Origin of the sequence: Frischella perrara, from assembly GCF_000807275.1 — a bacterium.
Classification (GTDB): domain Bacteria; phylum Pseudomonadota; class Gammaproteobacteria; order Enterobacterales; family Orbaceae; genus Frischella; species Frischella perrara.
The window spans coordinates 179700-202497 of record NZ_CP009056.1 but is presented as its reverse complement, the minus strand read 5'-3'; the positions used below and the strand labels follow the sequence as shown (position 1 = coordinate 202497).

Annotated in this window: 25 protein-coding genes; 10 read left to right on the top strand and 15 right to left on the bottom strand. The window is 33.3% G+C overall.

Going from position 1 to position 22798, the window contains the following annotated elements; all coding sequences use genetic code 11:
* Nucleotides 1-210: 210 nt before the first annotated feature.
* Both FPB0191_RS00995 and FPB0191_RS00990 read right to left on the bottom strand, forming a co-directional pair.
* Nucleotides 211-2175: a MacB family efflux pump subunit gene (locus FPB0191_RS00995; RefSeq protein WP_039103369.1), complete on the bottom strand. Its 1965-nt coding sequence runs from the start codon at nt 2173-2175 to the stop codon at nt 211-213.
* A 3-nt stretch (nt 2176-2178) separates the two neighbouring features.
* Nucleotides 2179-3366 carry an efflux RND transporter periplasmic adaptor subunit gene (locus FPB0191_RS00990; protein ID WP_052236667.1) on the bottom strand — a complete coding sequence of 396 codons (1188 nt, stop codon included), beginning with the start codon at nt 3364-3366 and terminating at the stop codon, nt 2179-2181.
* Nucleotides 3367-3701: 335 nt separating this feature from the next.
* Between FPB0191_RS00990 and yccX the strand changes: the two genes are divergently transcribed.
* The 6 genes from yccX to rapZ all read left to right on the top strand — a co-directional run bounded on the left by yccX (nt 3702) and on the right by rapZ (nt 8459).
* A complete protein-coding gene (gene yccX, locus FPB0191_RS00985; protein ID WP_039103367.1) occupies nt 3702-4004 on the top strand; it encodes an acylphosphatase in 303 nt (100 codons plus the stop codon).
* A 137-nt stretch (nt 4005-4141) separates the two neighbouring features.
* Complete coding sequence (gene lptC / locus FPB0191_RS00980; protein WP_052236666.1) at nt 4142-4729, top strand: LPS export ABC transporter periplasmic protein LptC; 588 nt, start codon at nt 4142-4144, stop codon at nt 4727-4729.
* A gap of 12 nt (nt 4730-4741) precedes the next feature.
* Nucleotides 4742-5293: a lipopolysaccharide transport periplasmic protein LptA gene (gene lptA / locus FPB0191_RS00975; RefSeq protein ID WP_052236665.1), complete on the top strand. Its 552-nt coding sequence runs from the start codon at nt 4742-4744 to the stop codon at nt 5291-5293.
* Nucleotides 5294-6019 carry an LPS export ABC transporter ATP-binding protein gene (gene lptB, locus FPB0191_RS00970; RefSeq protein WP_039103365.1) on the top strand — a complete coding sequence of 242 codons (726 nt, stop codon included), beginning with the start codon at nt 5294-5296 and terminating at the stop codon, nt 6017-6019.
* Nucleotides 6019-7449, top strand: a complete 1431-nt coding sequence (locus FPB0191_RS00965) for an RNA polymerase factor sigma-54 (protein ID WP_039106394.1) — start codon at nt 6019-6021, stop codon at nt 7447-7449. The genes lptB and FPB0191_RS00965 overlap by 1 nt, the downstream gene beginning before the upstream one ends.
* Nucleotides 7450-7598: 149 nt before the next feature.
* Nucleotides 7599-8459, top strand: a complete 861-nt coding sequence (rapZ, locus tag FPB0191_RS00960) for an RNase adapter RapZ (protein WP_039103363.1) — start codon at nt 7599-7601, stop codon at nt 8457-8459.
* Nucleotides 8460-8636: 177 nt separating this feature from the next.
* Here rapZ and FPB0191_RS00955 read toward each other — a convergent pair whose 3' ends face one another.
* From FPB0191_RS00955 to rpmB, 6 genes are all read right to left on the bottom strand, one after another.
* The gene (locus FPB0191_RS00955) at nt 8637-8969 is read right to left on the bottom strand and encodes a TM2 domain-containing protein (RefSeq protein WP_039103361.1); all 333 of its coding nucleotides are present in this window, start codon (nt 8967-8969) and stop codon (nt 8637-8639) included.
* 141 nt (nt 8970-9110) lie between these two features.
* Nucleotides 9111-9857: a divergent polysaccharide deacetylase family protein gene (locus FPB0191_RS00950; protein ID WP_052236663.1), complete on the bottom strand. Its 747-nt coding sequence runs from the start codon at nt 9855-9857 to the stop codon at nt 9111-9113.
* 1 nt (nt 9858) lies between these two features.
* Nucleotides 9859-11076 (bottom strand): murein hydrolase activator EnvC, encoded by a 1218-nt coding sequence (envC, locus tag FPB0191_RS00945; RefSeq protein WP_082018199.1) that lies wholly within the window; start codon nt 11074-11076, stop codon nt 9859-9861.
* Between the two features lie 261 nt (nt 11077-11337).
* Nucleotides 11338-12876, bottom strand: a complete 1539-nt coding sequence (gpmM, locus tag FPB0191_RS00940; protein ID WP_110021841.1) for a 2,3-bisphosphoglycerate-independent phosphoglycerate mutase — start codon at nt 12874-12876, stop codon at nt 11338-11340.
* A gap of 264 nt (nt 12877-13140) precedes the next feature.
* On the bottom strand, nt 13141-13308 hold the full coding sequence (rpmG, locus tag FPB0191_RS00935; protein WP_034884348.1) for a 50S ribosomal protein L33: 168 nt from the start codon (nt 13306-13308) through the stop codon (nt 13141-13143).
* 24 nt (nt 13309-13332) lie between these two features.
* Entirely contained in the window at nt 13333-13569 is a 237-nt protein-coding gene (gene rpmB, locus FPB0191_RS00930; RefSeq protein WP_039103358.1) for a 50S ribosomal protein L28, read from the bottom strand.
* Nucleotides 13570-14094: 525 nt separating this feature from the next.
* Between rpmB and plsB the strand changes: the two genes are divergently transcribed.
* Nucleotides 14095-16524 (top strand): glycerol-3-phosphate 1-O-acyltransferase PlsB, encoded by a 2430-nt coding sequence (gene plsB / locus FPB0191_RS00925; protein WP_052236661.1) that lies wholly within the window; start codon nt 14095-14097, stop codon nt 16522-16524.
* Here plsB and ubiA read toward each other — a convergent pair.
* Complete coding sequence (gene ubiA, locus FPB0191_RS00920) at nt 16521-17366, bottom strand: 4-hydroxybenzoate octaprenyltransferase (protein WP_039103357.1); 846 nt, start codon at nt 17364-17366, stop codon at nt 16521-16523. The genes plsB and ubiA overlap by 4 nt on opposite strands.
* Nucleotides 17367-17578: 212 nt before the next feature.
* On the opposite strand from ubiA, the gene slyD reads away from it, so the two are divergent.
* The 3 genes from slyD (at nt 17579) to FPB0191_RS00905 (ending at nt 19422) form a co-directional block, all read left to right on the top strand.
* Nucleotides 17579-18151, top strand: a complete 573-nt coding sequence (gene slyD, locus FPB0191_RS00915; protein WP_039103356.1) for a peptidylprolyl isomerase — start codon at nt 17579-17581, stop codon at nt 18149-18151.
* 186 nt (nt 18152-18337) lie between these two features.
* Nucleotides 18338-18991 (top strand): RadC family protein, encoded by a 654-nt coding sequence (gene radC / locus FPB0191_RS00910; protein ID WP_039103355.1) that lies wholly within the window; start codon nt 18338-18340, stop codon nt 18989-18991.
* Between the two features lie 227 nt (nt 18992-19218).
* Nucleotides 19219-19422: a SlyX family protein gene (locus FPB0191_RS00905; protein WP_039103353.1), complete on the top strand. Its 204-nt coding sequence runs from the start codon at nt 19219-19221 to the stop codon at nt 19420-19422.
* A 194-nt stretch (nt 19423-19616) separates the two neighbouring features.
* On the opposite strand, the gene rplQ is transcribed toward FPB0191_RS00905, so the two are convergent.
* The 6 genes from rplQ to rpmJ form a co-directional block, all read right to left on the bottom strand.
* On the bottom strand, nt 19617-20009 hold the full coding sequence (rplQ, locus tag FPB0191_RS00900; RefSeq protein WP_039103351.1) for a 50S ribosomal protein L17: 393 nt from the start codon (nt 20007-20009) through the stop codon (nt 19617-19619).
* Between the two features lie 29 nt (nt 20010-20038).
* Nucleotides 20039-21028 (bottom strand): DNA-directed RNA polymerase subunit alpha, encoded by a 990-nt coding sequence (locus tag FPB0191_RS00895; RefSeq protein ID WP_039103350.1) that lies wholly within the window; start codon nt 21026-21028, stop codon nt 20039-20041.
* 25 nt (nt 21029-21053) lie between these two features.
* A complete protein-coding gene (rpsD, locus tag FPB0191_RS00890; protein WP_039103348.1) occupies nt 21054-21674 on the bottom strand; it encodes a 30S ribosomal protein S4 in 621 nt (206 codons plus the stop codon).
* Nucleotides 21675-21721: 47 nt separating this feature from the next.
* A complete protein-coding gene (gene rpsK, locus FPB0191_RS00885) occupies nt 21722-22111 on the bottom strand; it encodes a 30S ribosomal protein S11 (RefSeq protein WP_039103346.1) in 390 nt (129 codons plus the stop codon).
* A 15-nt stretch (nt 22112-22126) separates the two neighbouring features.
* Nucleotides 22127-22483, bottom strand: coding sequence for a 30S ribosomal protein S13 (gene rpsM / locus FPB0191_RS00880; RefSeq protein WP_039103344.1), 357 nt, complete (start codon nt 22481-22483; stop codon nt 22127-22129).
* A 175-nt stretch (nt 22484-22658) separates the two neighbouring features.
* Nucleotides 22659-22772 (bottom strand): 50S ribosomal protein L36, encoded by a 114-nt coding sequence (gene rpmJ, locus FPB0191_RS00875; RefSeq protein ID WP_025314403.1) that lies wholly within the window; start codon nt 22770-22772, stop codon nt 22659-22661.
* Between the last annotated feature and the right edge of the window lie 26 nt (nt 22773-22798).

Genomic DNA, 22798 nt, shown 5'->3' with positions numbered 1-22798 from the left:
TGATTTACTTTTTTGGAGAAAGCAACCTATTGATTTGGTTGCAAAAATGAATTTATACGTGCAGAAATAAAAACTGTTATGATTAAAAAATTTAGTTTTTTTAATCATATCTATAGTTAATTTTAGTTTAATATATTCATTAACTAATGAAGCTTATTAACATAACATGTAGAAATTTCGTAACCTGAACGCGATCAATTAATACACGTTTTACTCTCTTTCTAATGCATATATAGGATCAAGTCTAGCCGCCCTTCTTGCCGGAAAATAACCAAAAACAATCCCAACAAAACTTGAACATAAAAATGCAGCAATAATTGCAGTTAAAGAAAATACCATAGGGAATATACTAACAAAATAAGAGAAGATTACACCAATAAATAAAGATAACGTAATGCCCAATAATCCACCAATTAAGCAAACTAGAATAGCTTCAATTAAAAATTGCTGCAGTATGTCATTAGACCTTGCCCCAACAGCCATTCGAACACCTATTTCGCGTGTTCGTTCTGTCACTGAAACTAACATAATATTCATTACACCAATTCCGCCAACAACTAATGAGATAAAGGCAATAGCTGCTATTAATGCGGATGTTGTGGCCTTAGTAGATTCCATCATTTGACGTACACTATCAGAATTAAAGATAAAGAAATCCTTTGAACCATGCCGTTGTACCATAATTTTTTCAATAGCATGCTCAGCGACAGACAAATCAACATCATCCTTAATACGCACTGTAATACTCTTTAAAGATGTTTGCCCAATCATTCGATTAATGACTGTAGTGTAAGGTAACCATACATTTAGATTTTCATTGCTACCGAATCCCTGGTTATTTCTAACAGCTACACCAATAACCGTAACAGGCAATTGCCCAACGTAGAATACTTGTCCAATCGGGTTTTGATTTGGGAATAGGCGTTTAACCGTATTTTCATCAATTACCACACTTTGTGATGATTGATTAACCTGATTATTATCAAAAGCCTTGCCTCTAGTGATGACATAGCCTCGCACTGCAAAGAATTGTTCTCCCACCCCATTAACAACGCCTGAAAGCGCTTGATTTGCTTTTCGGAAATAAACACTTGTTGAAACATTAGGTGTTGCACTATGAATATAACTTTGCTGTGCTAAAACATCAGCATCTGAAGATCGTAATGTATTAATTTTGCTTGCATTACGATCACCAAAACCTGATCCGGGTATAATTTCTAAAGTGCTCGTTCCCATTGAACTAAGATCGGATAAGAGTTGCTGTTTTGAACCTTCACCTAAAGCGACGGCGCATACCACCGCAGCAATACCAAAGATGATACCTAACATTGTTAGAAAAGTTCTCAATCGATGGGATAGCATTGATAAGATTGCCATTTTAAAGGCATCTTTAAAACGAGCGTATTTCGCAGCGAAATTATCAGAAACGTTAACAGTTTCTATTAGTTTGACTTGATGTTTATTTAATTCATTATCAGGAAAGTTGAGGTTTTGAGTATCTGAGATAATACTACCATCACTAATTTCAATAATCCTTTGAGCACTTTGCGCAATTTTCGCATCATGAGTCACAATTATAATTGTATGACCTTGCTGATGCAGTTCCCGTAGAATGCTCATTACTTCATGACCACTTTTCTGATCAAGCGCACCTGTAGGCTCATCAGCTAGTATAATATTGCCACCATTAATCAGAGCTCGACCAATGCTTACACGTTGTTGTTGTCCACCAGATAATTGATTAGGCTTATTGTTAATTTTGTCTGCTAAACCTAAACGAGATAGGATTTCAAATGATCGTTGCTGACGTTTTTCTTTATTTACACCTGCATAGATTGCTGGTACTTCAACATTACCTTGAGCAGTTAAAGCATTGAGTAAATGATAGCGTTGAAAAATAAAGCCAAAATGTTCACGTCTTAATTCAGCTAATTCATCCGTTGACAATTGGCCTGTTATTCGATCGCCAACTTTATAGATACCACTTGTGGGTTTATCCAGACACCCCAGAATATTCATCAAAGTTGATTTCCCTGAACCAGATGCACCGACAATAGCAACCATTTCACCGGCTGAAATTTTTAAATTTATTCCTTTTAAGACTTGAATAGTTGAATCGCCAGCTGGAAATTCTCTAACAATATTCTCTAATTGAATCAATGCTAAACTTTCCATAAATTAAAATTTGCCTCGTGGCATTCTTTGATTACTAATAGTCGAACCATCAAAAGTGCTTACGACAATTGTATCATTTTCTTTTAATCCGCCTTTCACTTCAACATTAACATGGTTATCTAAACCATACTGAATTTCTTTTTCAATAAGTTTCTGATTATCATCTAATACAAAAACAATTGCTAAGTTATTATTTAGCTTTCGTTGAATAGCATTCGACGGAATATATAAAACATCTTTAGCTTGATCTAAGATGATATAAACTTGAGCACTCATTGAAATACGTAATATGTGTTTAGGATTATCAACATCAAATAGACCATTATAATAAATGGCTGAATTGGTTGAACTTGATGAGCTCGTAGTCTCATTATTAATAGAAGTAGGTGCTGGCTCAATAGCTCTTAATGTTAAACCTTCAAATCGTTGTTCAGGAAGACCTAAGATAGTAAAATAAATCGGCATTCCAGTAGTAACATTAATAACATCAGCCTCTGATATTTGTGCTTCAACAGTCATTTTATCTAACTGTGCAACTTTTACGATTGTAGGAGCACTTTGTACTGAATTAACAGTTTGTCCTTCTTCAACTGGTGTGGCAACGACTACGCCATCAATTGGTGAAGTAATTTTAGTATAACCTAAGTTCACTTGTGCGGTATCAACAGCTATTCTAGCTCGAATAATATCAGCATCAAGAGAAGCAATATCCGCTTTAATTGCATCTAATTGGGCTTCGGCAGCATCCAAATCGGATTGAACACCAACTCCTTTTTTTACAAGTTTTAATTGACGATCATATGTTAATTGATAATTTTTTAAATTAGCTTCCTTGGCCTTTCGTTGTGCTTCTAAACTAGTTAATGATGCTTCAGATTGTTTCAAATCATTTTTTTGTTTTAAATCGTCAATTTCGGCAATCATTTGACCGACTTTAACTTCATCACCGAGCTTAACATACAATTTTTTTATTTGTCCCGAAACCTGAGCACCTACATTAACTAACTTGAATGCACTGATTTTACCATCGGCAAGCACTGTTTTTTCTAGATTACCTCGTGCCACCTGAGTTGTAATATATCTGGTCGTTGGTGTCGAAGGAAAAAAAACCGAAACAAAAATAAAAAGAACTAAAAGTATAATAGCAATTAAGGCTAAAAACTTTATTGTTATTTTCTTTGGAAACGTCATAAAAATATCCACTCCAAATAAACGATCGGACATAATAGTTATTTTACTTTTGTTTACTAAATTATAACTATAAGTAATACTAGTCGTTAATTTGCATTTTGTAAAAAAATAGTATTGTTAAATATATATCATAAAACCCACAATTTTACAGTCTGAATGAGAATGAGTACAGTACTATTTCTCATTTGCATTTATTACTAAATTAACGCCAATATAGTAAAATATTATCTAAATTAAAAACGCTAAAAGCGTATATATGACGATTCATATTAATAACAGTATCTGATACTACATCAGCCATATAATTAATTGTTTTTATTTATAAAGGGAATATTATGCCAACTATTCAACATTCAAATACACATAGCTGTATTGTTATGCATATCGTCGGTAGAGTTCAAGGCGTAGGGTTTCGCTTTTTTACTTACCAAAAGGCAAAAAGTCTTAATTTATCTGGCTATGTTAAAAATTTGGATAATGGTGATGTCGAAATTGTAGCTTGTGGCAAAATTAATCAAGTTGAAGCGTTAATTGAATGGATTAAACAAGGTGGTCCAGCCTCAGCTAATATAACACACTATAGTGTTAAACAGATTCAGCTTCATGAGCATTATACTTCTTTCAATGTTAAGTATTAATTTAATCAAAAGTAACGTAAAATAGATAATATAAAATCTATATAAACTAATTAATTTAAAATTATGTTTTTACTTTAATTATGGATAAATGAATTGTCTCTTAATTGGTAAAATTAAAAAAGGTAAATAATACGTTCATGATGACTAAAAAAAATTTAATCTATATTTTACTAATAACTTTGGTTATTAGTGTGTATTTTTACCAAAATGATAAGTCTACAAACACTCTAATTCCTACGATTGATTTGACAAATCAACCGTTGTATCAAAGTGATAAAATGGTCACGATGATATATGATCCTCTTGGCAATCTAAATTATAAAATGAGTGCAGCTAAAGTAAAATATTTTGAGCAATCTGAACATACCTTATTTGAAGCTCCTGATATCATTTCCTATAATCGTGAAAGTAGTGCCACTTGGCATATAAAAGCTAATCATGCAACATTAGTTGGTAATAAGATATTGTATTTAAGTGATAATGTTCTTTTAGTTAATCAACTTCCAAATTCACAACTAAGAAAGATCTTTACCGATAATGTCAAAATTGATTTGAAAACTCAAATTGTTACTTCCGAAGATCCTGTAACCATTGAAGGTCCTACCTTTACTTCAAAAGGTAATAAATTGCTGGGTAACTTACGAAATAAAACTGCAGATATATTAGAAAATGTTAAAACCTATTATAATGCGACCAATAATCTTCACAATAATACAACAAATTAAGGTATTTTAGAGATGAAACTACTTAATCCATTACATTTTAACTATTTAAAAGCTATTGTGGTTAGTTGTATTATAGTTATGTTACCAAGTATATCTATTGCACAAACGTTATCAGAACCTAACCTCAATAATATGCCAATTTCTATTGATGCAGATAATCAGCAAATTGACATACAAAAAAATACCATGACCTTTTCTGGAAATGTTGTCATTATTCAAGATAAAATATCAATTAAAGCCAATAAAGTTGTGATAACAGAAATTCAATCCAAAAATAATCAAGTCATCACAGCTTACGGTAAACCTGTTTTTTTTGAACAAACCATTGAAAAAGATGGAACACACTATACTATCACTGGTCGAGCAGATAGATTGGTTTATGAAGTGAAAAATAATAATGTCGTAATGAACGGTAACGCCGAAATAATACAAAGAGATAATCGAATCACCAGTGACTTAATAACTTATAATGTTGAGCAGCGTAAAATTCAAGCTCAGTCAAATGAAGGTCATCGTGTTAAAACAACCATTCACCCAAATCAAATAAGGGAGATTGAGCGATAAATGACAGTTTTGAGAGCAATAAATTTAGCTAAAGTATATAAACAACGTCGCGTTGTTGAAGATGTCAGTTTAACCGTTCATACTGGCGAAATAGTTGGTCTTCTTGGACCTAATGGGGCAGGGAAAACAACCACCTTTTATATGGTTGTTGGAATTGTTCCTCTAAACTCAGGAAGCATTTATCTAGATGATAAAGATATAAGTTTGTTACCATTACACGAACGTTCTCAAATCGGCATCGGTTATCTGCCACAAGAGGCCTCTATTTTTCTCCGTTTATCAGTTTTTGATAACATTATGGCAATTCTTGAAACACGTAAATCGTTGAGTAAACAAGAACGAATTGAAAAAGCTGAACAACTGCTTGAAGAGTTTCATATTACTCACATAAAAGATAGTATGGGTCAATCTTTATCCGGCGGAGAAAGACGCCGTGTTGAAATTGCAAGAGCTTTAGCTGCAGATCCTAAGTTCATTTTATTAGATGAACCTTTTGCTGGCGTTGATCCAATATCAGTTATTGACATAAAAAATATCATCCGTGATTTACGTAATCGGGGCTTAGGTGTATTAATTACGGATCATAATGTCCGTGAAACGTTAGATGTGTGTGAACGCGCATACATTGTAAGTAAAGGACATCTAATTGCTGAAGGCAGTCCAAATACTATTTTAAATGATGAGCATGTTAAGCGGGTTTATCTGGGCGAAGAATTTAGATTATGATAAAAAACAGTCTGCAATTAAAATTATCACAACAGCTGACTATGACACCACAATTGCAGCAGGCAATTCGACTTCTTCAATTATCGACTGTTGAACTTTGCCAAGAAATACAAAATGCACTTGAAAATAACCCTCTTCTTGAAGTTGACGATCATTATGCTGAGATTTCAGTAGTTCAATCACCGGAATCAGAACAAATTGATACAAGCATAATGATGGAAAATAAAAATATTCCTGATGACATCCCTCTAGATGCTTCTTTAGATGATATATATACCGCTGGCACCCCGTCAGGTACACATTCAGATTACTACAACGAAGAACTGCCAGTATATCAAGGTGAAACTCATCAAACTCTGTATGAATATCTTATGTGGCAGCTAAATTTAACGCCTTTTACCGAACAAGATAGAGCTATTGCAATTTCCATTATTCAATCTATTGATGAAAGTGGTTATTTAACTACTACAATAGAAGATATTCTCGAAGATCAGAATAATCCAGATATTGAACTAGCCGAAGTTGAAGCAGTACTTAAACGAATACAACATTTTGATCCAGTTGGTGTTGGTGCGCGAAATTTACAAGAGTGTATGTTGTTACAAATTAACCAACTCATGCCTATCAATGATGATCTACAAATATGTAAAACACTTATTACACATCATCTTGATTTATTAGGTCAAAAAGACTATAAATCATTGATAAAAAAACTAAACATCACGCAAGAACAATTAAAAAATGCCATTTTACTAATCCAAGAGTTACAGCCTTATCCTGGTCAGTCTATTAATACTGAACCGCCAGATTATGTCATTCCGGATATTTTAGTAAAAAAAGTTGGTAAAAAGTGGCAAATTATCATTAATAATGATGCGCTTCCTAACCTAAGAATTAATCAATCTTATGCAGCAATGGAGAAAAAAGCAAGTGAGAGTGATAGCCAATATATTCGTCAAGCATTGCAAGAGGCTAATTGGCTGATAAGAAGTATTGAAAATCGTAATGATACGTTAACGAAAGTGAGTCAGTTCATCGTTGAACATCAGCAAAATTTCTTTGAATTAGGCGAAGAATATATGAAACCGATGATTTTAGCTGATATTGCTCAAGCAATTAATATGCATGAATCAACTATTTCTCGTGTTACTACTCAGAAATATCTCCAATGCCCTCGTGGTGTTTTTGAATTGAAATATTTCTTTTCAAATAAGATGAATGCTGAATCCGGTGAAGAAACTTCAGCAATAGCAATTAAAGCATTAATTAAGAAACTTATCATTAACGAAGATAGTAAAAAACCCCTTAGCGATAGTAAAATAGCTTCATTACTTGAGGAAAAAGGGATGTTAGTAGCAAGACGTACTGTTGCAAAATATCGGGAATCATTATTGATTCCACCATCAAACCAACGCAAAGAGCTTAAATAACTGATTATAAAAAAGTACTTCAATTACATAAAATTATTGTTTGCCAATAATAGATAATGAATAAAGTTGTTTCACTATTATAATCTTAACTCGTTGGTTAAAATGCTTACACTTTAATACAACTTAACCTTGATATAGGATTTTATAATATGCTTTTAATGATAGTCAGTGGTCGTTCAGGTTCAGGCAAATCAATCGCATTAAGAGCACTTGAAGACATGGGATTTTATTGTGTTGATAATATTCCTATAACCCTATTCCCCGAACTCGCTAAAACACTCGAAAATAGCAATACACCTGTTGCTGTTAGTATTGATATTCGTAATATACCAGCTAGTTTTAACCAACTAGATGAAATATTGCAACAACTACCACCATCAATTACTGCACATTTTATATTTTTAGAAAGTAGCCGTAACACATTAATTCGACGCTACAGTGAAACGCGGAGAACTCATCCATTATCTTTGCCTAGTCGTTCCCTTGAGCAAGCTATTGAATTAGAAGATAGCTATTTGGAGCCACTAAAAGATAATGCTGACTTAATTATTAATACTGATAATTTATCTGTCCATGAATTATCTGACATATTACGTCAGAGAATACTAGGAAAGAAAGAACGGGAACTTACCATTATATTTGAATCATTCGGATTTAAATATGGTCTACCCATTGAATCAGATTTTGTCTTTGATGTTCGTTTTTTACCTAATCCACATTGGGAGCTTAATTTACGTCAGTTAACTGGGCTTGACCAACCTGTGCAAAATTACTTAACGAAGCACACACAAGTAAACGATTTCATTCAACAAACAGCTACTTATTTACAACAATGGTTACCACATATAAAAAAGAATAACCGAAGCTATCTTACTATTTCTATTGGTTGTACTGGAGGACAACATCGTTCGGTTTTTATTGCTGAGAAACTAGCAGAACTATTCATTCTACAGGGAGAGCAAGTACAAACCCGCCATAGAAGTTTGGAAAAAAAACTGCATAAAAATTAATTTATAAGTACTTTTATTGATTATAGTTTAACTGGATTCTTTTTTAGAAATGTTTGATAATAACAAAAATATAAAAAAATAAATTGGAGAATAGTTTAACAATGGAATATTTGAAGAGCTTTTAGATGATTTAGTGGATCAATATTAATAAGATCCACCCAACTTCCTATAAATCAACTATCTGATTCTATTATATTTATTATCGAAGTTTTCATCTGAGCTACAGAAATATACAATTGCTTCAACAAAGGCAATTACACCGATTATCAATGTTGGTATAAAGAGGAAGAATATACCAAAAAAATAAAGACAAAGATATAAAATGCCTAATCCTGTTTGACCTAAATAAAACTTATGCACCCCCAATCCGCCAAAGAAAAGAGCTAAAACACCCGCAACAATTTTGCTTTTGTTTCCTTTTACTACATTACTTTTATTTACAGCACCACAAGAAGGACAAGCTACAGCTGTTTCGTGCATTTCATTACCACATCCCGAACAATAAATCATACTTATTACCTTTAATCCTGTAATTTTATAACTTCTGAACGTTATCGTGGCAGACATTATACTCTGTTAAAAAAGAATGTTAAATATATAAAATAAATTTAACATTCTTTCTTATAATAAAAGGCAATTTTTAATATAAATTCAATCTGTGGAGTTCTTTAATAATGAACTTAGTTTAACGACTTCAATATCATCTGGTAGTTGTGATAACTTACGTTTAAGGACATTATAAGTTGAATGATAGGGATGACCAATTACGATTGCTTGGTCGTGCTTTCTTGCTAATTCAATGGCTAGATTAAACTGAATAGCAATGGATTTTTCATCTTGTAAATCATCTAGAAAAATATCGCGTTTAACAGCTGGAATATTATATTCTTGAGCTATTGCCATAGCTTTGCTTTTCGCAATTGTTCGACTATCTAAAAAAAATAATGGGTAATTTATTAAACTCTCCATTACTTTCCGCATACCTTCAGCATTTGCTGTCATCTTACTACCCATATGATTATTAAGACCAATTGCATAAGGAACCTTTAAAACAGCTTCAGAAATAATACGTTGTATTTCTTGTAAACTCATATCTGGCGTTAAAGTATCTTTTTCAAGATATTGTTTACTTATTGGCGCCATAGGCAAATGTATCATAATATCGTTGCCATGCTGGTGAGCATATAACGCCATTTTTTCAGCATGAGGTGAATTGGGAAGAATAGAAACTGTAATATTGGTTGATAACAAAATGAATTGTTCTTCAATATTTTTTCGATAGCCAAAGTCATCAATAACAATTGCTAATTTTCCAGCTTGTACAGTGTTTGGAAAAAATTGCAATAAAAAGCAGCAAATTGTAAAAAAATAGGAAATTAAGAAAGGTATTTTAATCATTTTATTTCTTTAGCCATACACTGGGATCAAGTGCCCTACCATCTCGACGAATTTCAAAATATAATGCTGCGACTCCTTGCCCACCGCTTGTACCAACCAGCGCAATTTGTTGTCCGGCTTCAATCTTATCGCCAACATTAACTAATACTCTTTGATTATATCCATATAAAGTCATATCGCCTTTACCATGCTCTAAAGCAACTATAAAACCATAACCTTGCAACCAACTTGCTAAAATTACTCGTCCACCTGCTATTGCTCTAACTTTACTACCTTCCTTAGCCTTGATCACTAATCCTTTCCATTTAAGTTCACCTTGAAGAGGTTCACCAAAACGATGTAATACAGTTCCCGACACCGGCCAACTAAAGGTATTAGTCGGTTTGCCAATACCACTAACACGTGCCATTAAGGATTTTTCATCTTTTGTTGGATTATAATTATAATTTTGTTGTCTAGCTCGAATTTGCTCTGCTTGTTTTGCTTCAGCTTCTGCTATTCTTTTATTATTAGCTTCGGCTTCTTCTATTTGTGCTTGTAGTTTAATTTCATTTTCCTTAAGCACATCTAATTTTTGTTGATTTAGTTGCATAGACTTATCTAATTCAACAATTGTCTCTTGTCTTTCTTTTTGATTAACTATTAGATTATCACGCTTAACTTTCTGTTTATCTTGTAAGCTTTTTTGTTGCTTGCGCTTTTCTTCCAATGAAGCTTTCTTCTGATCCATTTCAGCATGGATCTGTTTAAGCTCATTTATCCGATCTTGTCGTTCTTGATTGATATAACGATAATAGGTAATAATTCGTTCATTACGCTGGCTTTCATTAGCCGAAAAAATTAGCTCCATATTGCTCGTTTTTCCCAATTTAAAAGCATTCTCAAGCTGTTTCGCTAATATTTCTTGTTGTTCAGCTTGTTTTTGCTTTAATTTATCAATATCTAGATTAAGTTTGGTGATTTCATCAGCCAATGCCCCTAAAACTTTTTCACTTTTTTCTAATGAATCCAATAAATTAGCAATTGAAGTTTCTTGTTTTTCAAGGATGGATATTAGCTTAATTCGTTGTTTACTTTGTTGTGCGAGTTTTTTTTCTTGTTCTTGTATCGATTGGCGAATGTTTTGTAAATCCTGTTTATTATCGGCATAGCTTATATTAGAAGTAAAAAAGCTTCCAAACATAATGACTAACAAGCATAAAACATTATATTGCATCATGAACCATTTCGAATATCTGCTAATTAAAAACAAATAATATCACTGTAATTCAACGTAAAAATACTCACCATAATACATTATATATATCTAATTGAAAGTCTATATTCTATACTTGACAACTCATAGACATTTTCAATTTAAGGTTGAATAATAAAATGACATTATTTCTTTATTATAAAATATAAAATGGGTCAAGCAGACCCATTTCCATTTTAAAAACATTAATATCATAACATGATTACATGAAATATGTCATTTCAATTATTGGTCGATAAAAAGCGGTTTACCAGTCATTTCATCTGGAATTGGCATATCAATTAACGTTAATATTGAAGGTGCTAAATCTGATAATTTACCACCAGAAATAGCTTTAACTTTTTTCGAACCAACGTAAATCAATGGTACAGGTAAATTAGTATGTGCAGTATGCGCCTGTCCAGTCTCTTCATCACGCATTTTCTCAGCATTTCCATGATCTGCTGTAATAAGTAATTGACCGGACACCTTATTAACAGATTCAACTACTCGACCAATACACTCATCTAACGCTTCAACAGCTTTCACTGCCGCTTCAAATATGCCAGTATGTCCTACCATATCTCCATTTGGATAATTACAAATAATTACATCATATTTTTGACTTTCAATTGCCGCGGTTAATTTATCTGTTAATTCAGCCGAACTCATTTCAGGTTGAAGGTCATAAGTTGCAACTTGTGGTGAATTGATCAATATACGGTCTTCATTTTCAAAAGGTTGCTCTACACCACCGTTAAAAAAGAATGTGACATGGGCATATTTTTCAGTTTCAGAAATACGTAATTGTGTTTTGTTGTTTTTAGCTAACCATTCCCCTAAAGTATTTGTTAGTTCTTCAGGAGCATAAGCTACCTCAGATTTAATATCGGTTGCATATTCTGTTAAAGAAACAAAATGGGAAAAATTAATAACTCGATGGCGTTGGAAACCATCAAAATCTTTATTGATAAAAGCACGAGAGATTTCACGGGCACGATCAGCACGGAAATTCATAAAGATTAAACTATCACCATCTTCCATTTTAGCTGGAGCTTCGCCCTGTTCGCAAATGACTGTTGGTTTAACAAACTCATCATTCTCATCTCGTGCATATGCTGCTTGTAACCCTTCTACTGCCGTTGCATATGTGAAAGCGCCATCCGCCTCAGTTAATAAATTATAAGCTTGCTCAACTCGATCCCAACGATTATCTCTATCCATCGCATAATAACGCCCTATTAAAGATGCAATACGACCTTTTCCAAGTGCTTTGAATTTATCTTCAAACACTTGAAGGCTACGTTCTGCACTTCTTGGTGGAGTATCTCGTCCATCTAAAAAGGCATGTAAATAGATCTTTTCAGCTCCTCGTGTTGCTGCCAGCTCTACCATAGCCATGATATGTTCTTCATGGCTATGTACACCGCCCTCGGAAAGTAAACCCATAATATGTACCGCTTTCCCTTGAGCTATCGTGTCATCAATAGCTTGAGTAAGCACCAAATTTTTGGCAAACTCACCCTCCATGATATCTTTTGAGACTCTTGTTAAGTCTTGATAGACAATACGACCTGCACCAATATTAGTATGTCCTACTTCAGAATTACCCATCTGACCAAAAGGTAACCCAACTTCCATACTAGAGGCATCGATTAAAGTATTAGGACATGTTTTTATTAAGTTATCCATATTGGGTTTATTTGCTAATGCAATAGCATTATCTTGTTGATCTTCGCGATAACCGTATCCATCAAGAATAACAAGAACGATTGGTTTTTTTATTGTATTACTCACATATACTCCTAAATTATCATTATTAATTCTTTTTACATATGAGCTATTTTACTATATAGCCACAAAAATTTGGTTAACTAATTATGATAGTTGAGGAATAAATAAAGATAATTAAAAGTATTTTTAATAGAATTATTATAATAAATACGGAAAGGGATACAACTTCATTCAAGTATGCGTTACTTTTTAAAGTGTCAATTTTCAAGTAATAAAAAACCTAGCACAAGCTAGGTTTTTAGAATTTAATGCAAATTATTTAATTTTAGCTTCTTTATAAACAACATGCTGACGAACAACGGGATCATATTTTTTGATCTCCATTTTTTCAGGCATAGTTCTTTTATTTTTGCTAGTAGTATAAAAATGACCTGTACCAGCTGAAGAAACTAATCTGATTTTTTCACGTACACCTTTAGCCATGATAATTTTCCTTTATATAGTTTCTTAGTATGATTCACCACGGGCACGAATTTCAGCTAATACTGCTTCAATACCCTTCTTATCGATAGTGCGCATACCTTTAGCTGATACGCGTAACTTTACAAAACGTTTTTCACTCTCAACCCAAAAACGATGAGTTTGAAGGTTTGGCAGAAAACGACGCTTAGTAGCATTCATCGCATGTGAACGATTGTTCCCTACTAATGGTTTTTTGCCTGTAACTTGGCATACTCGTGACATGTCAATAATTCTCCGAAATTTCTATACTATTTAGTATACTAGGCCTTAGATATAATGTGTTTAATGGAACATTTACCTCGTCAGGCTTTAGCTACTCTATTAGGCGATTGAGATGAGTCTCGTTACCAAATAGACTAACTTCTCACATTACACCTACAATAATCAAGGTAGCGAAGTATACGCTGTTATGCAAAGATTCTCAAGTGTTATTATATTGTTAATAGTAAAAAATTAACACTCTTCTACAAAACAAAGTTAAAATAACTATAAATAAAATAATAATAAAAACAACAAATTAATTTAATAATTACCGAATTAATTATTAAATTAATTCGTTGCTTACAAAAAATAAAGTAATAAATTATATCTTAATATGTACTTAAATGATGATATTTTACATCTTCTCTTACCTCATTAAAGTAACTGTCCTCTAAGAGGATTTGGAAGATGATTAGATGCTTTTTATACTGTTTTTTGTTATCATATAACATATTATTATTGTTATTTTTTTGAGTAAAATAAATCATGTTACAGTGGATAACAACTTGGTGGAATAAGCTGTCTTTTGCATTTATTCGCCTTCCTGTTAAATTTTTTGTGAAAAGTCAGTCAATACCAACTGATCCTATAAAGGATTTAAACATTAACAGATTAGCACCTGTTTTATATGTATTACCTTATAACTCAAAAATTGACTTAATGGTTGTTCAATCTTTAAGCCGGAAATACCAACTTCCCGATCCCTTGGATGGTATTAAAACAAATAATGGTATATTACCTGCTTACATCTATATTGATAAAGGACCTGGAATCTTTGCTTCCAAACAGCAAAAGAAAAAGTCCATTGAGATCTTACGTCAATATATAATGGCTCATCAACAAAACCCACAACTTGACGTCCAAATGTTGCCTGTTTCGGTTATGTTTAGTCGCGCACCAGATAAAGAAGGACGAAAGAAACTCTCTTTACAAGTCTTAGGTGGAACACGTAAATTTTTGAAAATGTGTTTCTCTGGACGTGACTGCTATACTCGCTTTTCTCATACTGTTTCATTGAAAAATTTCGCTTTATCGATTGAAAACGAGAAAATACCTGAGTTAGCTCATAAATTGTCTAGAGTTGCACGTATTCATTTTTCTAAACAAAGAATGGCATCTGTCGGTCCAACTTTACCTATCAGGCAACAGATGTTAAAAATGCTATTAAATAGCCAAGAAATAAGTGATGCAATTCAAGAAGAGGCTAAAAGTAAAAATATCTCAATTGAAAAAGCTAGAAAAAATGCATTATCGATGTTGAATGAAATTGCAGCAAATTTTACTTATCGTGCATTAAAAATAACTGATTATATACTAACTTGGGCATGGAACCGTTTATACCAAGGGTTAAAAGTCACTCATGCAGATCCAATAAGAGAGTTAGCACAAAATGGTCATGAAATCGTTTATGCGCCTTGTCATCGTAGTCACATGGATTATTTACTTTTATCATATGTACTTTATCGACAAGGCTTAGTACCACCACATATTGCTGCAGGAATTAATCTAAACTTTTGGCCCGCCGGTCCTATTTTCCGTCGTTTAGGCGCTTTCTTTATTCGTCGTTCATTCAGAGGTAACAAACTTTATACTTCCGTTTTCCGGAAATATCTAGCTGAATTATTTATCCGTGGATACTCTGTTGAATATTTTATTGAAGGAGGAAGATCGCGTACAGGTCGTTTACTGGATCCCAAAACAGGAATGTTAATGATGACCATTCAGACATTATTACGTGGTGACCCAAGACCAATATCCATTGTTCCAGTATACATTGGATACGAACATGTTTTAGAAGTTGCAACCTATGCTAAGGAATTAAGAGGTGCCGCGAAACAAAAAGAAAATTTATGGCAAACATTAAAAGCATTTTTTAAATTAAAGAAATTAGGGTTAGGTTATGTCAATTTTGGCGATCCTATCCCTTTAAATCAATTTCTTACTCAAAATGTACCGAATTGGCGGGAAGCTATTGAACCGTCTGGTACATTAAGACCGAATTGGTTAACTCCAACCACTAATTTACTAGCTAAGGGTATTATGGAAAGTATCAATTCGTCGGCAGCTGTCAATGCCATGAATTTATGTAGTACATTTTTACTCGCTTCTCAACAAAATGCACTCACAAAACAACAATTAATTGAACATATTAATTATGCTCTTATTCTATTAAAAAGTGTTCCTTACTCAAATTTAGTAACTGTTCCGGAACAGAGTGCGGAACAATTATTTGAACATGCTAAACAAATGGGTAAATTTGTTATTACAACTGATCAAGCCGGTGAGATTGTAAGTTTAACGCAAGAACAAGCCATTTTAATGACCTATTACCGAAATAATATTCAGCATCTTTTAATAATACCTGCAATCATTGCACGGATTATTCTTAAACAAAATCGTATTTCAAAAGATGAGTTAATAGAACAAGTTAAACTTATATTCCCTCTTATAAAAGCAGAACTTTTTATCTATTATGAAGAAGAACAACTATTAGATTATATCTCAAAATTATTACAATGCTTGGATGATATTAATCTTATTAACTTCACGCCTGAACGGATAACGGTAAATTACTTAAAATTAACATCTTTACAACTATTAGCATCTATATCAAAAGATACCTTACAACGTTATGTGATCACATTTTCTTTATTACAAAAAGATCCAACAATTAGCCGTGCGAACCTAGAAAAAGAGAGTCGACTGATAGCTGAAAGATTGTCAGTTTTACATGGAATTAATGCTCCGGAATTTTTCGATAAAGGTGTTTTTTCAACATTAGTATCCACATTAAAAGATTTAGGTTATCTTGATGCTCAAGAAACGGGTAATTCAGAAAAAATTACACAAATGAGTAATACCCTTAAGCCATTAATCACAAATAGAATAATGCAAACAATTGAAGAGTTCCATTAAACAAAACGAAATAAAATTCCTATAAATATAATTACACCAACATATTGATTATTTAAGAATGCTTTAAAACAGCATTCTTTTTTTCTTTCTACGATGATTTTTTGTTGATAAATAAATAATAATAAGACAATAGCTACACTTAGAAAATAAACGATTGTTAAATGATTTAATAGACCAATTATAATTAAGAGCAATGTGGTAATTAATTGTAAAAAAGCTATAATCAGTCTGTCGTATCGTCCAAATAAAACAGCGGTAGATTTAATACCAATTTTTAGATCATCATCACGATCAACCATTGCATATTCAGTATCATAAGCAATTGTCCAACAAATATTTGTTAAACTTAACAACCAACAACTTAATGGGAAAGAACCAATAGTCGCAGCATAAACCATGGGAATAGACCAACTAAAAGCAATACCTAATATCACTTGCGGAAGATGTGTAAATCGCTTCATAAAAGGGTAGATTAAGGTTGTTAAAAATGCCATTACAGCAATTAACCAAGTCAAAGGTGGTAAGGTCAATAATAAACATAGTGATATTACGATCAAAACAATAAAAATGACAATTGCTTCTTTGACGTTTAACTTTCCATTAGCTAGAGGTCTATTTTTAGTTCGTTCAACATGTCCATCAAAATTTCGATCCGCAATATCATTAATTACACATCCAGCAGAGCGCATTACAAAAACACCTAAAGCAAAAACAATGACAAGATGAAATGTCGGAATAGCGGTCAAATATAAAGCCCATAGTGTTGGCCATAATAATAACATTGAGCCAATAGGTTTATCTAATCGTATTAAATGGCAATAAGATTGAAATTTTGAAAACATAAATTCAAATCACATTATTATTAAATTAATACGATTATAAATGAATAAAATAGTATTGTTAAATGAGTCATATTAAGTTGGGATAATCAAGGATTGCATAAATATTAAAAAAGGTTAATTCTATTAACTTTTTTATTAAACAAAAAAGGATACATTAATAAGTTTTTCATATAAAATCTTGGCATCTTTTCTCGCTAAGAATTGGAGATCAAATGAAAATAGCAAAAGATACAGTGGTAAGTTTAGCGTACCAAGTTCGAACCAAAGATGGTGTATTAGTTGATGAGACAACAGTTGTTGCTCCGTTAGAGTATTTACATGGCGCGGGCAATTTAATTAAAGGATTAGAGGATGCTTTAGAAGGTCGTGAAAAAGGTGATAAATTTGATGTTGAAATAAACTCAGAAAATGCCTACGGTGACTATAATGATAATCTTGTCCAAACTGTACCCCGTGATGTTTTTGTCGGTGTTGATGAACTTGAAGTAGGTATGCGTTTTCTAGCAGATACTGATCATGGACCAGTACCCGTAGAAATTACTGCTATTGATGGAGATAATGTAACCATTGATGGTAACCATATGTTAGCAGGTCAGGATTTAAAATTTAATGTAGAAGTTGTTGATGTGAGAGAAGCTACTCAAGAAGAGCTTTCTCATGGGCATGTACATGGAGCACATGGACATCATCATGAACATGGTGGATGTGGCTGTGGTGGCCATAGTCATGAAGATGAAGACGATGGTTGTTGTGGTGGACATGGTGGTTGTGGCTGTAGCCATTAACACTATAATTAATTCATTAATTGAAAGTGCCTCCTTGGCACTTTTTATTAAATTGAATTGCTTTTAATTATCTGAAAATACAATTCAAAAACTGTGACCTAACTAGAAATAACTTATTAGATTACAATTATTAACCCATTTTTCATTTATAGTTTACTTTAAGTCAATATAAATTTTTATGGGAATATGATAATGATGCCAAGAGAAAAGTTATTGAAATTTGGAGCACAATCCTTATCAGATTATGAGTTACTAGCCATCTTTTTACGCACAGGAATTAAGGGAACACCTGTATTAAATTTATCACAAGAGCTATTGTGTGAATTTGGCTCCCTTTATCAAATGATGAATGCTTCACATATGACATTCTGTAAGAAAAAAGGGTTAGGCACTACCAAATACACTCAACTACAAGCCGTATTAGAACTATCAAAACGCTATTTAAAATTTAAAATGACCGAAAGTAGTATATTAACATCGCCTAATCTCACCCACCATTATCTTGCTAGTCAATTTGTTAATAAAGATCGAGAAGTCTTTTTAGTTATCTTTCTTAATAATCAAAACCAAGTGATATGCAATGAAGAAATGTTCTTAGGAACTTATAATTGTGTTGAAGTTCACCCTCGTGAAATTGTACGCAAAGCATTAAGTTGTAATGCATCTGCTATAATTCTTGCCCATAACCACCCATCGGGATTCTCAGAACCTAGTCAGGCAGATCGTGACGTAACTGAACAAATTGAAGCAGCCTGCAATCTGGTTGATATTAGAATTCTTGATCATTTTGTAATAGGTAAAGGTGAATATGTATCTTTTGCTGAGAGAGGGTGGTTATAATTCAATATTTGATAGTTAATAAATTTTACACTAACCATATATTAATTTGATAAATTATGAAATTCAGGATTTCTAAAATGGATATTTAATTTAAATAAGTAATGAAGTTATTAAATTTAAATTAAAAAGATATTAATTAAGTTAATGATATCTTTTCGGAAAATCAATAGAAAGGTATCTTAATATTCTTTATAATGCTTAAATCATTTTATTTAGTTTAATAGATTATGAATAAGCGAATAGAACAGTTAGAAACAAAGATTTGCTTTCAAGATATAACAATCGAAGAATTGAACCAAACAGTTATCATACTTCAAAATGAAATAACTAAGTTGAAAGAACAGTTAATATTATTATCTAAAAAGTTACAATCTGTTCAAACATCTAATATTGCAACGATGTCAGAAGAAACTCCACCACCACATTATTAATTCAATGATGGACTGATTATTGAGTAATAATAAATAAAATATGACCTAAGAATATAGCTATTGATCTTAACGAGTCCAATTTTACTATGAATTAAACTGTATAGCTATAAAGTGGTATTTAGAATATTATTTTATAAACTGTAATAAAAAAAGCCGATAAAAAACTTATCGGCTTTTCTTTTCGAATCTATCAATTACTCAGCGGCAGTTGCAACAACTTCGCTTGTAGCTGGGCGATCTACTAATTCAATATAGGCCATAGGCGCATTATCACCAGCACGGAAACCACATTTCATAATGCGAATATAACCACCAGGGCGATTTGCAAAACGTGGACCAAGATCTGAGAATAATTTTTTCACTGCATCCGCATTACGGATACGAGCAAAAGCCAAACGACGATTAGCTACACTATCAGTCTTAGCTAATGTAATTAAAGGTTCAACTACACGACGCAGCTCTTTAGCCTTAGGTAAAGTTGTCTTGATAATTTCGTGTTCAACAAGTGAACTTGTCATATTACGAAACATCGCTTGACGATGGCTGCTATTACGATTAAGCTGACGACCACTTTTACGATGGCGCATAACTTTATCCTTCTTATGTAAACTTTAAATTAGTCTTCAACAATACTTGCTGGTGGCCAGTTCTCTAAGCGCATACCAAGAGATAAACCACGTGAAGCGAGTACATCCTTAATTTCAGTAAGAGATTTCTTACCTAAATTAGGTGTTTTCAATAACTCAACTTCAGTACGTTGGACTAAATCACCAATGTAATGAACTGCTTCTGCTTTTAGACAGTTAGCAGATCGAACAGTTAATTCCAAATCATCTACTGGACGTAGAAGAATTGGATCAAATTCAGGTTTGTCTTCTTTCACTTCTGGTTGACGTACATCACGTAAATCAACAAAAGCTTCAAGTTGCTCAGCCAAAATTGTAGATGCTCGTCTAATTGATTCTTCTGGATCAATAGTTCCATTAGTTTCCATATCGATAACTAATTTATCTAAATCCGTACGTTGTTCAACTCGAGCTGCTTCTACTGAATACGCAATTCTATCAATTGGACTGAAGCATGCATCAACTAATAAATGTCCAATTGGACGTTCTTCATCTTCTGATCGAACACGAGCAGAAGCAGGAACGTATCCGCGTCCTCTTTGAACACGAATACGCATACTAATTGAAGCATTTGCGTCTGTAAGATGACAAATCACAAGATCTGGATTAACAATTTCAACATCACCATCATGAATAATGTCGTTAGCTGTAACAACACCAGCTCCAGATTTGTTTAATGTAAGCATTACATCATCTTTGCTGTGAACTTTAACTGCTAATTTTTTCAAATTAAGCAGAATATCAAGCACATCTTCCTGGACGCCTTCTTTAGTACTGTATTCATGCAATACACCATCGATCTCAACTTCCGTTACAGCACATCCCGGCATTGATGATAATAAAATACGGCGCAGTGCATTACCTAGTGTATGACCAAATCCACGCTCAAGTGGTTCTAAAATCACTTTAGCATGCGTTTGATTGTATTGAACAACTTCAACTAGGTGAGGTTTTAAAAACTCTGTTACAGAACCCTGCATTGTGTCCTCTCTTAAGTACTAAACTTTACTTAGAATAAAGTTCGACGATCAAATGTTCATTGATGTCAGCTGATAAATCAGAACGTTCAGGAATGCGTTTAAACACACCTTCCATTTTGCCGGCATCAACTTCTAACCAAGTTGGTTTTTCACGTTGTTCCGCAAGCTCTAAAGCTGCTTTAACACGTGCTTGTTTCTTTGCCTTTTCACGAACACTGATTACATCTTCAGGTGAAACCTGATAAGAAGCAATGTTCACAACACGACCATTAACTAATACTGCTTTATGGCTAACTAACTGACGAGCTTCAGCGCGAGTCGCACCAAATCCCATACGATAAACGACGTTATCTAAACGACGTTCTAAAAGGTTTAATAGGTTTTCACCAGTATTGCCTTTAATTCTAGCAGCTTCTTTATAATAATTACGGAATTGTCTTTCTAAGATTCCATAAATACGACGAACTTTTTGTTTTTCACGTAACTGAACGCCATAATCAGATAAACGTGGCTTACGCGCACCATGCTGACCAGGAGCTTGTTCTAATTTACATTTACTATCAATTGCGCGAACGCCTGATTTTAGGAATAAATCAGTACCTTCACGACGACTTAATTTGAGCTTTGGTCCCAAATATCTTGCCATTTTCTTTCTCCAATAAACCTAAAACGTCTAACGGTTTAATTCAAATATTAAACACGACGTTTCTTTGGTGGACGACAACCGTTATGAGGAATCGGAGTAACATCAGTAATATTAGTGATGCGATAACCCGCGGCATTTAATGCACGAATTGTAGACTCACGACCAGGACCAGGTCCCTTAACCATAACTTCCAGATTCTTAATTCCGTATTCTTTAACGGCTTCAGCACAACGTTCTGCTGCTACCTGAGCTGCAAACGGAGTTGATTTACGAGATCCACGGAATCCAGAACCACCAGCAGTCGCCCAACCTAATGCATTACCTTGACGATCGGTAATTGTAACGATTGTATTGTTAAAAGATGCATGAATATGAGCTATACCATCAGAAACTTGTTTTTTTACACGCTTACGAGCGCGCACAGGTGTCTTTGCCATTCTTAATTACCCCGATTATTTCTTGATAGGCTTACGCGGCCCTTTACGGGTACGAGCGTTAGTCTTAGTACGTTGACCACGAACTGGAAGTCCACGGCGATGACGTATTCCACGATAACAACCAAGGTCTAATAAACGCTTGATACTCATAGTCACTTCACGACGCAAATCACCTTCAACAGTGAATTTTGCAACTTGTTCACGTAACTTTTCGATCTGATCTTCAGATAGTTCTCTGATCTTAACACTTTCAGGAATACCCGCTTCAGCACAAATTGTCTTCGCACGAGTATTACCAATACCATAAATTGCTTGTAAAGCAATTACAGCATGTTGTTGATCAGGAATGTTAATGCCTGCGATACGGGCCACTATGCACTCCTATTTGTTAATAAAAAATAACTGATTTCCTTTATGCTGAAAAGCCCGTTTTCAGGATACTCAAATAAAGGAAACTCAAATAAATTATAGGCTGGCTATTCTAGCCAGCTTTACTATACTTTGGCAAGCAAAATATGCAAAAGATATACAACTTAAAGGAAAATAATTAACCTTGACGTTGTTTATGTTTACCTTCAACGCAAATAACACGAACAATGCCATTACGTTTAATGATTTTACAATTTCTGCATAATTTCTTGACTGAAGCACGAACTTTCATTTTCTTCTCCGTAACTTCTAGCTAAC